Source organism: Crossiella sp. CA198 (assembly GCF_052078295.1).
Lineage (GTDB): Bacteria > Actinomycetota > Actinomycetes > Mycobacteriales > Pseudonocardiaceae > Crossiella.
This window is the reverse complement of the sequence record NZ_JBQJIM010000008.1, coordinates 99,840-115,035: the sequence shown is the minus strand read 5'-3', so window position 1 is coordinate 115,035 and position 15,196 is coordinate 99,840. Positions and strand designations below refer to the sequence as shown.

Genomic DNA, 15,196 nt, shown 5'->3' with positions numbered 1-15,196 from the left:
TAACGTCGAAAGAGGTGTGCGCGACAACGGAAATGATCATTCCGATACGTTGCGGCCCATCAGATCAGAGACTGCTCCGGTCCGATCGGGCCTGAGCAGGCCAATTCCGCGGAGGTGGACTGCGGGTGTCCGCTCGACTGGGCAAATCCGCGATCAGCGTCACCCGTCTGGCTGGACTACTCCAGGGATGGACCGAGGAAACCGGGTCCCTGCACCGGCGGCTGGCCCTCGCGATCCGGCAGCTCGTGGAGAGCGGCGAACTGCCCGAGGGCACCCGGCTGCCCGCCGAACGGGCGATGGCGGTCTCGCTGGCGGTGAGCCGGTCCACCGTGGTGGCCGCCTATGACGATCTGCGCAGCGAGGGCTGGCTGGCCAGCCGCCGGGGCAGTGGTACCTGGGCAAGGCGGCCCGGTATCGACTACCCGGCGCCGGAGTCCAGGGCGGGCGCGCTCGGCCTCGGCCGCAGCGGCGCGGTGCCTGCCCCGCTCACCGGCGCGCACCTGCCCAACCCGCCGGACACCGTGGACCTGTCCACCGGCGCGCTGCCCGGCCTGCCGATGGTGGCCGAGATCGCCGCCACCCTGGGCGCGGCCGACTACGCCGGCCTGCTGGACCACCACGGCTACTTCGTCGGCGGCCTGCCCGAGCTGCGGGTGGCACTGGCCGGTCAGCTGGCCGGGCGCGGGGTGCCCGCGGTGGCCGAGGACGTCATCGTCACCAGCGGCTCGCAACAAGCGGTGGACATGCTGGCCCAGGGGCTGCTGCAACCGGGCGATGAGATCGTGCTGGAGGAGCCCACCTACCGCGGCGCGCTGGAGGCGTTCCGGGCCAGGGGCGCCAAGGTGCTCTCGGTGCCGGTGCGCACCGGGCGGCGCGGTCCCGGCGGGGTGGACATCGAGGTGCTGGAGCGGCTGCTGCAGTCCCGCCGCCCGAAACTGCTCTACCTGCTGCCCACCGCGCACAACCCGACCGGCGCCACCCTCGGTCTGGCCGACCGGCTGCGGGTGGTGCGCGCGGCCGCGGCCACCGGGGTGGCGGTGGTGGACGACGGGTCCACTGTGGACACCTCGCTGAGCTGGCCGCCGCCCGCGCCACTGGCCGCGGTGGCCGCCGAGCACGGCGTGCCCGCCACCGTGTTCTCCGTCGGCTCACTGTCCAAACTGTTCTGGGGCGGGCTGCGGGTCGGCTGGGTGCACGGGCCCTCGGAGCTGATCACGCGGCTGAGCCGGGTGAAGAACGCCGCCGATCTGGGCAGTTCGGTGCCTAGTCAGCTGCTCGGGCTGAAGTTGTTGCCGCACAGCGATCACGCCCGGCGGCTGCGGATGGGGCAGCTCTCCGCCGGGCTGGCCGCGGCCGAGGAGGCCGCGCGGGAGTACCTGCCCGGCTGGGAGTTCGCCCGGCCGCTGGGCGGGGCCGCGCTGTGGCTGCGCGCGCCCGGCCGGGACTCGGTGGCGCTGGCCGCGCGGGCGCGCAAGCACGGGGTGCTGGTGGTGCCGGGGCCCGCCTACTCCGCGGCCGAGGGCCTGCGGGAGTGGCTGCGGGTCGGTTACTCGGTGTCGCCGGAGCGGGTCAGGGAGGGAATCCGCAGGCTGGCTGTCGCCAACGACTGACCAGGGCTTGCGGCCGTGCTGTCCCGGGATCTGGGAGCACCCGTCCGTGTGCTGGATATTTGCCGCGGGTCTGTGGCAGCATCTTCGGCGTGACCTCACGTTTCGTGATCATTATTGACGAGCGCGCCGGGTAGTGCCTCTCCAGCACCCGGCGCGCAGACCTCTCGCATTCGCGGGGGGTCTTTTTGTTTGGCCTTCCGACTGTCGAAACCCGTAGTGCCTCCCGCCACATGGAGCCTTCCGTGACCCGCACCAGCCCGGCCGACACCCCGCTCGGCGACAGCTTCCACGTCTATGACACGACGCTGCGGGACGGCGCGCAGCGCGAGGGCATCACCTACTCGGCCACCGACAAGCTCGCGGTGGCCCGGTTGCTGGACTCGGTCGGGGTGGGCTTCATCGAGGGTGGCTGGCCGGGCGCGCTGCCCAAGGACACCGAGTTCTTCGCCAGGGCGGCGGCCGGTGAGCTGCGACTGCGGCACGCCGCGCTGGTCGCCTTCGGCGCCACCCGGCGGCCGGGCGCCAGGGCGGAGACCGATCCGCAGGTGCGCGCGCTGCTGGACTCGCAGGCGCCGGTGATCACGCTGGTGGCCAAGTCCGATCGCAGGCACATCGAACGCGCGCTGCGCACCAACGTGGCCGAGGCGGCCGCGATGGTCGCCGACACGGTGTCCTTCCTCACCGGGCAGGGCCGCCGGGTGTTCCTGGACGCCGAGCACTTCTTCGACGGCTACACCCACGACCCGGACTGCGCGCTGCGCGTGCTCGGCGCCGGGTTCGAGGCCGGCGCGGACGTCGTGGTGTTGTGCGACACCAACGGCGGCCAGCTCCCGCTGGGCATCGCCAAGACCGTCACCGAGGTGGTGGAGCGGACCGGGTTCCGGGTCGGCATCCACTGCCAGGACGACACCGCCTGCGCCGTGGGCAACAGCGTGGCCGCCGTGCAGGCGGGCGCCACCCACGTGCAGTGCACCGCGAACGGCTACGGCGAACGGGCGGGCAACGCCGACCTGTTCGCCGTGGTGGCAAACCTGGTGACCAAGCTGGACATGCCGGTGCTACCCACCGCTGCGCTGTCCGAGCTGACTCGCGTTTCCCATGCCCTGGCCGAGATCGCCAACATCGCACCCGACGCCCACCAGGCGTATGTCGGGACAGCGGCATTCGCTCACAAGGCGGGTCTGCACGCGAGCGCGATCAAGGTGGACCCGGATCTGTACAACCACATCGATCCGGCCACCGTCGGCAATGGCATGCGAGTCCTGGTCACCGAGATGGCCGGCCGGGCCAGTATCGAGCTCAAGGGAAAAGAGCTTGGACTGGACCTGGCCGGCCAGGGGGAAGCGGTCACCCGCACCGTGCGCAAGGTCAAGGAACTGGAGGCCCGCGGCTGGTCCTTCGAGGCCGCCGACGCCTCGCTGGAACTGCTGCTGCGCGGCGAGATGTCCACTCCGGACGGTCCACAGGAGACGGTCTCGCCGCCGTTCGTCCTTGACTCCTACCGGGTTGTGCTCGACCACCGCCCGGACGGCGTGGTGGTCTCCGAGGCCACGGTCAAGGTGCACGTCGGCGGTGAACGGGTGATCGCCACCGCCGAGGGCAACGGCCCGGTGCACGCCCTGGACGCCGCGCTGCGCAAGGCCCTGCTGCCGCACCTGCCCTGGCTGGCCTCGGTGCAACTCATCGACTACAAGGTGCGCATCCTCACCGAACAGCACGGCACGGACGCGGTGACCAGGGTGCTGGTGGCCTCCTCCGACGGTGCGGCCGAGTGGACCACGGTCGGCGTGCACGGCAACATCGTCGAGGCGAGCTGGCTGGCGCTCTGCGATGCGCTGGCACACAAGGCGATGCGCGTGGAGACGCTCACCACACACTGATGGCCTAGCGTTCTGCCTCAAAGGGAGAAGTCGAATCCCGTTGCGGGACAACGACTTCTCCCGTTGCTTAGCATTCGGCGGCGGCCCAGCGGGGCTGTCGCCGAGCTAGGGGAGAGCAAGAATGCGGATCGCACGGATCGTGCCGGTGCTGGCATTGCTGGCGGGGGTGGTGCTCACCGGTGGCACCGCGCAGGCGGCGCCCGCCGGGGTGGAGCGGCTGGCGAATTCGGCCGCGCCCACCGTCGCCGAGGGCCCGGCCGTCAAGGACGCCTGGTACTCCAAGACCAACGGCAAGCTGACCTACATCAATGGCAAGGGCGAGGAAGCCGGGTGTTCGGCTTCCTCGGTCAACAGCCCGAGCGGCCGGCTCGTGGTGACCGCGGGGCACTGCGTGTACCGGGCCTCCACCGGGGGCGCGTCCACCAACTTCGTCTACCACCCCGGGTTCCACCAGGGGGTGCGACTGCCCTCCTTCACCGTGGCCCTGGCCAAGGCCGCGCCGCAGTGGCGGGATGGCGGTGACTACCGGCACGACTACGCGTTCCTGGTGACGAACAACCAGCCGGACGGCAAGCGGCTGGTCGATGTGGCCGGTGCGCACGGGCTGATCATCAACAGCGGTCATCGCCTGCCCGTGCACGTGGCCGGCTACCCGTGGCGGTGGGACAACGGCGAGTCCCAGTGGTACTGCTGGGGCACCTCGGGCCGGGAGGTGGACACCAACCGGCACACGATGGGCTGTGACGGCAATGACGGCGCCAGCGGCGGTCCCTGGCTGCTCAACTACAAGCCCAACGGGCTCGGCGACGTGATCAGCGTGACCAGCACCAACCCGAACAAGATCAACCACGCGCCGTACTTCGGACCGGAGGCCAAGGCCCTGTACCTGTCCGTCGCGAATCTCTGAGCGCGGGGGCGCCGCACAGTCCACACAGGATTGTGCGGCGCGCTCGCTTTCCTGCCCCCGGTTGGTCGACACTGTCCGGATGACGGAGGGCGCGCGCATCCTGGTCGTCGACGACGAGCACTACCTGGCCGACCTGGCCGTCAACGCGTTGCGCCGGGCCGGGTTCCAGGCCGAGGTGGCCGGGACCGGCGGGGCGGCGCTGGCCATGGGGCTGAGCCGACGGCCCGATCTGCTCGTGCTCGACCTGCGGCTGGCCAAGGGGCCGGGTGGTTCGCTGGCCGATCAACTGTGCCGGTTCGGCTGCTCGATCCCGGTGCTGTTCCTGCTCGGCCGGGACGCCACCCAGCAGGACAAGATCACCGGGCTGTCCGTGCCCGGCGCGGACTACCTGGGCAAACCGTTCAGCCTGGGTGAGCTGGTGGCCCGTTGCCGGGCGGCGCTGCGGCGCAGCACCGGGGCCGGGTCGCCGCTGCTGAGCTGTGCGGGGCTGCACCTGGACGAGGACGCGCACCTGGTGCACCGGGACGAGACCAGGGTGGACCTGAGCCCGACCGAGTTCCGGCTGCTGCGGCACCTGCTGACGCACCAGAACCGGGTGCTGACCAAGCAGCACATCCTGGACCACGTGTGGGAGTACGACTACGCGGGCGAGGATTCGGTGGTGCCGACCTACATCAGCTACCTCCGCCGCAAGGTCGACGCCCGGCGCGAGCCGATGATCCACACCATCCCGCGCACCGGCTACGTGCTACGTCCCCCGACGCCTCCGGTGCCGCCGTCGTAGGGTGATCCGGTGCGTATCGCTCGTGTAGCCCACCCCGAGGGCATGGCCTTCGCCGCGATCGAGGGCGACCTCGACGGCCCGGCCGATCAGCTGACCGTGGCCGAGATCGCCGAACACCCCTTCGGCCAGGTCCAGTTCACCGGCAGGCGCTGGCCGCTGGCCGATGTCCGCCTGCTGGCGCCGATGCTGCCCAGCAAGGTCGTCTGCGTCGGCCGCAACTACGCCGACCACGCCAAGGAGATGGGCGGCGAGGCCCCGGCCAGCCCGATCATCTTCCTCAAGCCCTCCACCACGGTGATCGGCCCGAACGTGGCGATCAAGCTCCCGGCCAGCTCCGAGCGGGTCGACTTCGAGGGCGAGCTGGCCGTGGTCATCGGCCGCCCGTGCAAGGACGTCCCCGCGGCCAAGGCCAGGGAGGTCATCCTGGGCTACACCATCGCCAACGACGTCACCGCCCGCGACCAGCAAAAGGCCGACGGCGGCTTCGGCCGGGCCAAGAGCTACGACACCTTCTGCCCGCTGGGGCCGTGGGTGGAGACCGTGCTGGACGCGGCGGACGTGGAGATCAAGACCGAACTCGACGGCGAGGTCAAGCAGGACGGCCACACCGCGCAGATGGTGCACGACGTCCCGGCGCTGATCGAGTTCATCTCGCACATCATGACGCTGCTGCCCGGCGACGTGATCCTCACCGGCACCCCGGCCGGCGTGGGCCCGATGCGCCCCGGCCAGACCGTCGCGGTCTCCATCGAGGGCCTCGGCACCCTGGCCAACCCGGTCGCCGCCAGGTAACCGCCCACAACGGCCAACCCGGCGTACGACAACGGCCAACACTCGGTGCGCGGTGTCCGCTCGCGGAGTGTTGGCCGGTTTCGTACGGTGTGTTGGCCGTTATGGGCGGTGTGTTGGCCGTTCTTGTACGCCTGGTTGGCCGTTGTGGGCGGGTCAGCCGTGGGTGGTGGGGCGGCGGGCGAAGGTGGGGGCGTGTTCGGGGAGCGGGCCGATGCCGACCACGTAGGCCGGGATGCGCTGGAGGACCGGGAACCGTTGCAGCAGCGCGATCGGCTTGGGCACGCCGGTGCCAGGCTTGGCCTGGCCGCCGAGCACGCGGCCGAGCAGGCGCTTGTGCACGAAGCGCTGCAGGCCCTGGATCATGGCCGTGGGCAGCCAGCGGCGGCGCTGGACCCTGGCCAGGTCGGCGGGGCGGACCCGGCCGCGGCGCAGCGGGGTGGCGAGCAGGCGGGCGGCGGCCACCGCGTCCTGCACGGCCAGGTTGATGCCCACCCCGAACACCGGTGACATGGCGTGCGCGGCGTCGCCGATGCACAGCAGGCCGTCGGTGTGCCAGCGGCGCAACCGGTTCAGCCGGACGTCGAGCAGCTTCACCTCCTCCAGTGACTCCACCGTGTGCACCCGGTCGGCCAGCCAGGGGATCAGCGCGCTGATCCGCTCCCGGAATGCCTGCACGCCCTCGGCACGGACCTGGGCGTCCGAGCCCTTGCGGATCAGGTAGGCGGTCTGGAAGTACTCGCCCCGGTCGATCAGCACCGCCGCGTGGCCGGCGGTGAACCGGCCGATGCCGCCTGCCGGGTCCCCGTCCCGCCGGGGCAGCCGGAACCACCACACGTCCATCGGCACGCCGAACTCCCTGGTGCGCAGGCCGGCCGCGGCGCGGGCGATCGAGTTGCGGCCGTCGCAGGCCACGGTCAGCCCGGCCCGCAGCTCACCGCCGGTCCCGGTCTCCCGGTCGCGGTAGCGCACGCCGACGACCTTGCCGTTCTCCCTGATCAGGCCGGTGACCTCGGTGTTCATCCGCAGCTCGAACCCGGGTTCACGCTTGCCGGCGGCCGCGAGCAGGTCCAGGAAATCCCACTGCGGCACCAGCGCGATGTGCTGGTGGCCACCGGGCAGGTGGCGCAGGTCGCCGATGGGCACGATGCCGTCGGCCAGCTGCACCCGCAGCCGGTCCACCCGCCGTTGCGGCACCTTGGCGAACTCCTCGCCAAGGCCCAGCTCGTCCAGCAGCGTCAGCGTGGACGGGTGCACGGTGTCGCCGCGGAAGTCCCGCAGGAAGTCCCCGTGCTTCTCCAGCACCGTCACCGGCACCCCGGCGCGGGCCAGCAGCAGTCCCAGCACCATCCCGGCCGGTCCGCCGCCGATCACGACGCACCCCGTGGCGCCCAGGTCAGTCATGGTGATCATCCCCTTTTCAACGCTTGTTGAATAAGGCCAGCATCCTCCGGGGCAACCGGTTCGTCAACCACCGATCGGATGAGTAACCTCTCCGCCGTGAATGAGGTCCGCGTGCGCTTCTGTCCTTCCCCCACCGGCACCCCGCACGTGGGGTTGATCCGCACCGCGCTGTTCAACTGGGCCTACGCCCGCAACCAGGGCGGCAAGCTGGTCTTCCGCATCGAGGACACCGACGCCGCGCGGGACTCCGAGGAGTCCTACGAGGCCCTGCTGGACGCGCTGCGCTGGCTCGGGCTCGACTGGGACGAGGGCCCCGAGGTGGGCGGCCCGCACGCGCCGTACCGGCAGAGCCAGCGCCGGGAGATCTACCGCGAGGTGATCGCCAAGCTGGTGGCCGCAGGCGAGCTGTACGAGTCCTTCTCCAGCACGGAGGAGGTGGAGGCGCGGCACCGCGCGGCCGGGCGCGATCCCAAGCTGGGCTACGACAACTTCGACCGCGACCTCACCGAGGAGCAGAAGGCGGCCTACCGCGCGCAGGGCCGCGAGCCCGTGCTGCGGCTGCCGATGCCGGACGCGGACATCACCTTCACCGACCTGGTGCGCGGCGAGATCACCTTCCCGGCCGGGTCGATCCCGGACCAGGTGCTGGTGCGGGCCAACGGCGAGCCGCTGTACACGCTGGTGAACCCGGTCGACGACGCGCTGATGCGGATCACGCACGTGCTGCGTGGCGAGGACCTGCTGCCCTCGACCCCCCGGCAGATCGCGTTGTACGCGGCGCTGGAGCGGATCGGGGTGGCGCAGGGCACGCCGCGGTTCGGGCACCTGCCCTTCGTCATGGGCGAGGGCAACAAGAAGCTGTCCAAGCGGGACCCGTCCTCGAATTTGTTCCACCACAGGGACCGGGGTTTCCTGCCGGAGGGCCTGCTGAACTACCTCGCGCTGCTCGGCTGGTCCATCGCCGAGGACCGGGACGTCTTCACCATGGCCGAGATGATCGAGGCCTTCGACCTCGGCAAGGTCTCGGCCAACCCGGCCCGGTTCGACCTGAAGAAGGCCGAGGCGATCAACGGCAGCCACATGCGGCTGCTCGCGCCGGCGGATTTCCGGCAGCGGCTGGTGCCGTACCTGGTGCAGGCGGGCGTGCTGCCCGCGGAGCCGACCGCCGGGCAGCTTGAGCTGCTGGCAGGCGCGGCGCCGCTGGTGCAGGAGCGGGTCGGGTTGCTGGCCGAGGCGGCCGGGATGCTCGCGTTCCTGTTCGCGGGTGAGGACGAGTTCGCGGTTGAGCCGGAGTCGGCGGCCAAGGCGCTGGGCGCGGACGCCGAGCCGGTGCTGCGGGCCTCGATCGAGGCGCTGACGGGTGTGGCGGAGTGGCGGACCGAGGCGATCGAGGCGGCGTTGAAGGGCGCGCTGATCGACGGACTGGGCCTGAAACCGCGCAAGGCGTTCGCGCCGGTGCGGGTCGCGGTGAGCGGTCGCACTGTGTCACCGCCGCTGTACGAGTCCCTCGAACTGCTGGGCCGGGACCGCTCGCTCGGGCGGTTGGAGCGGGCGCTGGAGGCGGTCCCCACCGCGTCTTGATTACTCAGGATTACCACTTGACCGTGCCAGCCGGGCAAATGTCACCTCTTTAGCAGTCTCGAACACGGCTGGTACGCGTCTAACCTCACCGGGTGACATCCGCGTTAGCGTTCTCCGCTGCCCCGCAGAAGGTCGGCCAAATCCGAGCAGTGTGCTTCGACATCGACGACACACTGGTCGACTATGCGACTTCGGCCCGGCTCGGTTTGGCCGCGTTACTCGGTCACGACAACGGGTGGTCAGCCTGGGAACGCGCAACGGAATGTCAGTTGGCCCGCCTCATTGCCGGCGAGATCGACTACGACACCATGCGCAAGGAGCGATCGCGCACCTTCTTCGCCGATCTCGGTGAGTTCATCTCCGACTCAGAGGCAATTGCCCGCGAGGAACGCCGGGTGGCCGCGATGCGCCGCGCCTGGCGGCTCTTCGACGACGCCGGGCCGTGTCTGGAGTGGTTGCGCGGGGCCGGACTGCGGATGGCCGCGATCACGAATGCCAGCGGGGCCCTCCAACGGGTGAAGCTGGCGGACTGCGGGCTCGCCGAGTACTTCGAAGAGGTCGTCATCGCGGGCGAACTGGGCGTTGCCAAGCCCGATGAAGTGATCTTCCACACGACCTGCGCCGCACTTGGAATCGCTCCAGAGCAGGCGGTGCATGTGGGAGATCGGTTGGACCTGGACGCGGTCGGGGCCCGGGATGCCGGGATGTACGGGGTGTGGCTCGATCGGAGTGGGGATGGGGTTGTCGATCTTCCCGCGCGGGTGTCCGTGATCGGGTCCTTGGAACAGCTGCCGGAGCTGTTGGTGTGCGAGCTGGCGGAGGCCCCGCTGCGAGTGCGTTGAGCTGGGCAGAAGGGGTTCGCGGGGGGTCGATTAGGTATTCGCTGGGATCGTGGTCTAGTATTCATCTCAGCACGGCGGACAGCGACAGAGACTCCGGAACGGAGCCCCTGGGGTTGGCCATCGCGCGATGGGGTATGGTGTAATTGGCAGCACAACGGATTCTGATTCCGTTAGTCTAGGTTCGAGTCCTGGTACCCCAGCAGGAGGAAGCCTAGAAATAGGAATCCTCTGAGCTAGGCCCCGTCGTCTAGCGGCCTAGGACGCCGCCCTCTCAAGGCGGTAGCGCGGGTTCAAATCCCGTCGGGGCTACATCGGTGGAAGCGGTCTGATCCGGAAGAACTGGATCGGGCCGCTTTCGCATTTTAACCCGGGGGGCCGAGCCCCCCGGACCCCCACGTTGCGGTGGGTTTCGGAACCAGCGGGGTTCTATTGATTTCCATCATTGTTTGGGCCTAGCCCTTTGGGCTGGCCTCGCTAATTGTGATGGGTGCTCTTGTCGATCGTCTTGTCGATCGTCGCTCGTGGGCTCTCGGCCTGGGGGCCGAGTCGTTGTCTTGATGCTTGGTTGCAACCTGGGCGTGATGTGGGTCACGGACAAGGGGAGCCTCGCCTGCTACTGCGTAGCGGCTGGCTCCCCTTGGTGGCGTGTGTTGGGCGTTGTTGGGCGTCTGGTTGGCCGTTGAGGGCTTGTTGGGGCGCTCGGAGGGGTCTTGGGCTAGAGGCGGGACTGTAGGGCTTCTGCGGCGGCTAGGAGGTCTGCGGCCCAGCGGGCTCCGGGGCGGCGGCCGATTCTGTCTACTGGGCCGCTGACTGAGACCGCGGCTACTACCTGGCCGGTGCTGTCTCTTACGGGGGCGCTGACGCTGGCTACGCCTGGTTCGCGTTCTGCGACGCTTTGGGCCCAGCCTCGGCGTCTTACGTCCAGGAGGGTTCGTTCGCCGTAGACGGCGTCGGCCAGGACTGCGCGTTGGGTTGTTGGGTCGCTCCAGGCGGCTAGGACTTTGGCTCCGCTGCCGGCTGTCATGGGGAGGCGGGAGCCGATGGGGACGGTGTCTCGTAGGCCTGCGGGGGGCTCCGCGGAAGCTACGCAGACTCGTTGGGTTCCGTCTCGGCGGTAGAGCTGGACGCTTTCGCCGGTGATGTCTCGGAGTCTGGGCAGGACGGCTGAGGCCGCGTCCAGGAGGGGATCTGTTACGCCGCCTGCTAGTTCGGCCAGTGCGGTGCCTGGGCGCCAGCGGCCGTCGGGGCCGCGTTGCAGGAGGCGGTGGACTTCCAGGCCTACCGCGAGGCGGTGTGCCGTTGCCCTTGGCAGGCCTGTTCTTTGGCACAGCTCGGCCAGGCCGCAGGGGTCGGTTGCCACCGCGTGCAGCACTGCCACTGCCTTGTCGAGTACTCCGATGCCGCTATGCTGTCCCACGAGCCGATACTAACTTCCCGGTATTTGGGAAGTCCAGCGTTGTTTTCTTACCTCGAGCGGAGGAGCGATGGGACGCACGCTCGCGGAGAAGGTGTGGGACGCGCATGTTGTGCGTCGGGGCAGTGGGGCTGAGCCCGATCTGCTGTACATCGATCTCCACCTGGTGCATGAAGTGACCAGTCCGCAGGCCTTTGACGGCCTGCGGTTGGCGGGGAGACCGGTTCGGCGGCCGGATCTCACCATTGCCACTGAGGACCACAACGTGCCGACTGTGGACATCGACAAGCCGATCGCGGACCTGGTGTCGCGGACGCAGGTGGACACGCTTCGGAAGAACTGTCAGGAGTTCGGGGTCCGGCTCCACCCCATGGGGGACCTGGAGCAGGGCATCGTGCACGTGGTCGGGCCGCAGCTTGGGCTGACCCAGCCTGGGATGACGGTTGTCTGTGGGGACAGCCACACCTCTACGCATGGGGCTTTTGGGGCCTTGGCGTTCGGGATCGGGACTTCTGAGGTCGAGCATGTGCTCGCCACGCAGACGTTGCCGTTGCGGCCGTTCAAGACGATGGCGATCACGGTGGAGGGCGAACTCGCCGAGGGGGTCACGGCCAAGGACCTGATCCTGGCGGTGATCGCGCGGATCGGTACCGGTGGGGGGCAGGGGTATGTCCTGGAGTACCGGGGCAGCGCCATCACCACACTGTCCATGGAAGCCCGGATGACGGTGTGCAACATGTCGATCGAGGCCGGCGCGCGGGCCGGGATGATCGCCCCGGACGAGACCACGTTCGAGTACCTCAAGGGGCGGCCGCACGCCACCGAGGGCGCGGACTGGGACGCGGCGGTGGAGTACTGGAAGTCGTTGCGGACCGATGATGATGCGGTTTTTGACGAGGAGATCGTGCTCGACGCGGCTGAGTTGGCGCCGTTCGTGACGTGGGGGACCAACCCGGGGCAGGGGCTGCCGCTGTCGGCTTCTGTGCCGGATCCCGAGCTGATCGTGGATGAGGTCGAACGGACTACGGCGGAGAAGGCGTTGGCCTACATGGGGCTGACCGCAGGGCAGCCGTTGAAGGAGATCGGGGTGGACACCGTCTTCCTCGGCTCCTGTACGAACGGACGTATCGAGGACCTGCGTGCCGCCGCCGCCGTGCTCAAGGGGCGCAAGGTGGCCGAGGGCGTGCGGATGCTGGTGGTGCCGGGGTCGATGCGGGTGCGCGCGCAGGCCGAGGCCGAGGGGCTGCACACGGTCTTCAGCGCGGCGGGCGCGGAATGGCGGCAGGCCGGGTGCTCGATGTGCCTTGGCATGAACCCGGATCAGCTCAAGCCGGGGGAGCGGTCGGCCTCGACCTCCAACCGGAACTTCGAGGGACGGCAGGGCAAGGGCGGCCGGACGCACCTGGTGTCCCCGTTGGTGGCCGCGGCAACGGCCGTTACCGGTCACCTGTCCTCGCCGGCGGATCTGGCCGGAGAGGGGTTCTGACATGGGTGCGATGAAGCCGTTCACCACACACACGGGTGTCGGGGTGCCGCTGCGACGGTCCAACGTGGACACCGACCAGATCATCCCGGCGGTGTACCTGAAGCGGGTCACCCGGACCGGATTCGAGGACGGGCTCTTCGCCGCCTGGCGCAACGACCCCGAGTTCGTGCTCAACGCCGAGCCCTTCCGGAACGGCTCGGTCCTGGTGGCCGGACCCGACTTCGGCACCGGCTCCTCGCGGGAGCACGCGGTGTGGGCGCTGGGGGATTACGGGTTCCGGGCGGTGATCTCCTCCCGGTTCGCCGACATCTTCCGCGGCAACTCCGGCAAGCAGGGTTTGCTCGCCGCCCAGTGTGAGCAAAGCGACGTCGAGCAGCTCTGGAAGCTGCTGGAGGCCGAGCCGGGCACCGAGGTCACTGTGGACCTCGTGTCGAAGACGGTGCGAGCCAAGGAGTTCCAAGCCCCCTTCCAGGTCGACGACTACACCCGCTGGCGGCTGCTGGAGGGGCTCGACGACATCGGACTCACCCTGCGACACGCCGAAAGTGTTGATGCGTTCGAAAAATCGCGGCCGAGTTGGCTGCCGAGGACCCTTCCGGCCCGCAGCGGCTGAGAAATCCGCCTTCGCCGGACCTGAATCCCCTGGTGGGGAAGGGGATTCAGGTCCGGAAACGGTGGGCCCCGAACCCGCCCATTCCACCGCCCGGAGTACCTCGGACGGGCGGAACTCCGCGCGTCGCAATGGATTTTTGGGCGTGGCGCGTGGAAAGTATTGGCGCTTGGCCTTACCGTTGCCTTCTAGTCGGCCTGAGTTGTAGGGCCGTAAGCGTCCTGGGAGGGACTGAAGGTGAACAAGGCCCAGCTCATCGATGCGCTCGCCGAGCGTCTTGGCGACAAGAAGACCGCCGGCACCGCAGTCGACGGCATCGTCGACGTCATCGTCCGCGCTGTCCACAAGGGTGACAAGGTCACCATCACCGGCTTCGGTGTTTTCGAGAAGCGTGCCCGCGCGGCCCGCACCGCTCGTAACCCGCGTACCGGTGAGACCGTGAAGGTCAAGAAGACCAACGTCCCCGCATTCCGCGCCGGCACCACGTTCAAGAACGTGATCAGCGGCACCACCAAGCTGCCGAAGGCCGCCGCTGCCCCCAAGGCCGCCGCTGCCAAGGCCGCTGCCCCGAAGGCCGCTGCCGCGGCCAAGACCACCGCCACGCGTACCGCGCGGGCGACCGCCACCGCCACCAAGGCGCCGGCCACCAAGGCCGCCGCCAAGCCGGCGACCACCCGCAAGGCCGCGGCTGCCAAGCCCGCTGCCAAGGCTGCCGCCCCCAAGGCCGCCGCGGCTGCGAAGAAGCCGGCCGCCGCCAAGGCGACCACCGCCAAGGCTGCCGCCCCCAAGGCCGCCGCGGCGGCCAAGAAGCCGGCCGCTGCTGCGAAGAAGCCCGCAGCCGCCAAGGCGCCGGCCGCCAAGAAGCCGGCGGCTCGCAAGAAGTGAAGTCACGCCTGAGGCGGTCCTGACACCCAAGCCGCTTCGGGAAGACTGAGATAAGGCCCCGCCGGGACGCCGGCGGGGCCTTTCTTTGTGCCTGGACTCAGTCGCGGACCGGCGGCAGCGGGGTTTCGCAGTAGTCCGCGGCGAGCAGGGTCGGACTGGTCGAATCAGGGTCGAAGGTGAGGATCCAGGCACTGCCCTTGCGACTGGGGAACTCGGTCAGCGGCAGGCCCGCCTTGACCGCCAGCCGCTCGACCAATTCCGGGATCACCCCGCCCTGACTGGAGACCACCGCGGCCCCCTCGGCGGCGATGGCCAGGAACCGGCGCACCCCCGCGTCCGGGTCCGGCCAGAAGCCCTCCTCGGCCAGCAGCCATTCCTCGGTGACCGGCAGCCCGAGTCGCTCGGCCAATGGCTGCACGGTTTGCGCGCAACGCACCCTGGGAGCCGCGTAGAGGCGCTGCGGGGCGAAGGCTGGCAGCATCCGGCCCAGGCAACGCGCCTGGTGCGTGCCGGACGGTGTGAGCGGGCGCAGCTCGTCCGGCCCGTCCCACTTCCCCCGCTTGCCCGCCTTGGCGTGCCGGACCAGCAACACGGTGCGGGCGCGGGCGGGCAGCGCGCTGAAGGCGTCCAGCACCACCCGGTCGTGCTGGTAACTCAGTAGCGCGCGCGCCGTGTCCGCGCCCAGCCAGCGCAGTTCGTCGACTTCTTCGTTCGGCACGAAGTCGCCGCCGATGGCCTCGGCGGAGTAATAGGTGACTCTTTTCGGCCGCGTATTTCCGTCCTTAGTGGACACCTCGTAGTGCGCGGCAGGCAGCATCCGGCCGAGTACCGCGCGGTAGCCGGTTTCCTCGGCGATCTCCCGGACCGCGGTCTCGGTCAGCGTCTCGCCGGGGTCGCACTTGCCCTTGGGCAGCGACCAGTCGTCGTAGCGCGGGCGGTGCGCCACGGCCACTTCCACGCCTGCCGGACCTTGCCGCCACAGCGCGGCGCCCGCCGCGTGCAGA

Annotated in this window: 13 protein-coding genes and 2 tRNA genes; 12 read left to right on the top strand and 3 right to left on the bottom strand. The window is 69.7% G+C overall.

Annotated features, from left to right (window positions below; genetic code table 11):
* Positions 1-125: 125 nt before the first annotated feature.
* The 5 genes from yczR to ACTOWY_RS15180 all read left to right on the top strand — a co-directional run bounded on the left by yczR (position 126) and on the right by ACTOWY_RS15180 (position 5,973).
* The gene (yczR, locus tag ACTOWY_RS15200) at positions 126-1,610 is read left to right on the top strand and encodes a MocR-like transcription factor YczR (protein WP_441310263.1); all 1,485 of its coding nucleotides are present in this window, start codon (positions 126-128) and stop codon (positions 1,608-1,610) included.
* Between the two features lie 242 nt (positions 1,611-1,852).
* A complete protein-coding gene (gene cimA, locus ACTOWY_RS15195; protein ID WP_441310262.1) occupies positions 1,853-3,490 on the top strand; it encodes a citramalate synthase in 1,638 nt (545 codons plus the stop codon).
* Between the two features lie 121 nt (positions 3,491-3,611).
* Entirely contained in the window at positions 3,612-4,397 is a 786-nt protein-coding gene (locus ACTOWY_RS15190) for a trypsin-like serine peptidase (protein WP_441310261.1), read from the top strand.
* 79 nt (positions 4,398-4,476) lie between these two features.
* Positions 4,477-5,181, top strand: coding sequence for a response regulator transcription factor (locus tag ACTOWY_RS15185; protein ID WP_441310260.1), 705 nt, complete (start codon positions 4,477-4,479; stop codon positions 5,179-5,181).
* Positions 5,182-5,190: 9 nt separating this feature from the next.
* Positions 5,191-5,973, top strand: a complete 783-nt coding sequence (locus ACTOWY_RS15180; RefSeq protein ID WP_441310259.1) for a fumarylacetoacetate hydrolase family protein — start codon at positions 5,191-5,193, stop codon at positions 5,971-5,973.
* 153 nt (positions 5,974-6,126) lie between these two features.
* Here ACTOWY_RS15180 and ACTOWY_RS15175 read toward each other — a convergent pair whose 3' ends face one another.
* A complete protein-coding gene (locus ACTOWY_RS15175; protein ID WP_441310258.1) occupies positions 6,127-7,383 on the bottom strand; it encodes an FAD-dependent oxidoreductase in 1,257 nt (418 codons plus the stop codon).
* 69 nt (positions 7,384-7,452) lie between these two features.
* Here ACTOWY_RS15175 and gltX point away from each other — a divergent pair, with 69 nt between their 5' ends.
* The 4 genes from gltX (at position 7,453) to ACTOWY_RS15155 (ending at position 10,106) form a co-directional block, all read left to right on the top strand.
* Entirely contained in the window at positions 7,453-8,955 is a 1,503-nt protein-coding gene (gltX, locus tag ACTOWY_RS15170; protein ID WP_441310257.1) for a glutamate--tRNA ligase, read from the top strand.
* Positions 8,956-9,047: 92 nt separating this feature from the next.
* Positions 9,048-9,797: an HAD family hydrolase gene (locus ACTOWY_RS15165; RefSeq protein ID WP_312989307.1), complete on the top strand. Its 750-nt coding sequence runs from the start codon at positions 9,048-9,050 to the stop codon at positions 9,795-9,797.
* A 128-nt stretch (positions 9,798-9,925) separates the two neighbouring features.
* A tRNA-Gln gene (locus ACTOWY_RS15160) sits at positions 9,926-9,997 on the top strand.
* A 36-nt stretch (positions 9,998-10,033) separates the two neighbouring features.
* Positions 10,034-10,106, top strand: a tRNA-Glu gene (locus ACTOWY_RS15155).
* A gap of 406 nt (positions 10,107-10,512) precedes the next feature.
* Here ACTOWY_RS15155 and ACTOWY_RS15150 read toward each other — a convergent pair.
* Entirely contained in the window at positions 10,513-11,214 is a 702-nt protein-coding gene (locus ACTOWY_RS15150; protein WP_185009215.1) for an IclR family transcriptional regulator, read from the bottom strand.
* A 67-nt stretch (positions 11,215-11,281) separates the two neighbouring features.
* Here ACTOWY_RS15150 and leuC point away from each other — a divergent pair, with 67 nt between their 5' ends.
* The 3 genes from leuC to ACTOWY_RS15135 all read left to right on the top strand — a co-directional run bounded on the left by leuC (position 11,282) and on the right by ACTOWY_RS15135 (position 14,192).
* On the top strand, positions 11,282-12,697 hold the full coding sequence (gene leuC, locus ACTOWY_RS15145) for a 3-isopropylmalate dehydratase large subunit (RefSeq protein ID WP_441310256.1): 1,416 nt from the start codon (positions 11,282-11,284) through the stop codon (positions 12,695-12,697).
* Positions 12,698-12,707: 10 nt separating this feature from the next.
* Positions 12,708-13,310, top strand: a complete 603-nt coding sequence (gene leuD, locus ACTOWY_RS15140) for a 3-isopropylmalate dehydratase small subunit (protein ID WP_247760916.1) — start codon at positions 12,708-12,710, stop codon at positions 13,308-13,310.
* A gap of 234 nt (positions 13,311-13,544) precedes the next feature.
* Entirely contained in the window at positions 13,545-14,192 is a 648-nt protein-coding gene (locus ACTOWY_RS15135; RefSeq protein WP_441310255.1) for an HU family DNA-binding protein, read from the top strand.
* Between the two features lie 97 nt (positions 14,193-14,289).
* Here ACTOWY_RS15135 and ACTOWY_RS15130 read toward each other — a convergent pair whose 3' ends face one another.
* Positions 14,290-15,195, bottom strand: coding sequence for an NUDIX hydrolase (locus ACTOWY_RS15130; RefSeq protein ID WP_441310472.1), 906 nt, complete (start codon positions 15,193-15,195; stop codon positions 14,290-14,292).
* Position 15,196 lies beyond the last annotated feature (1 nt).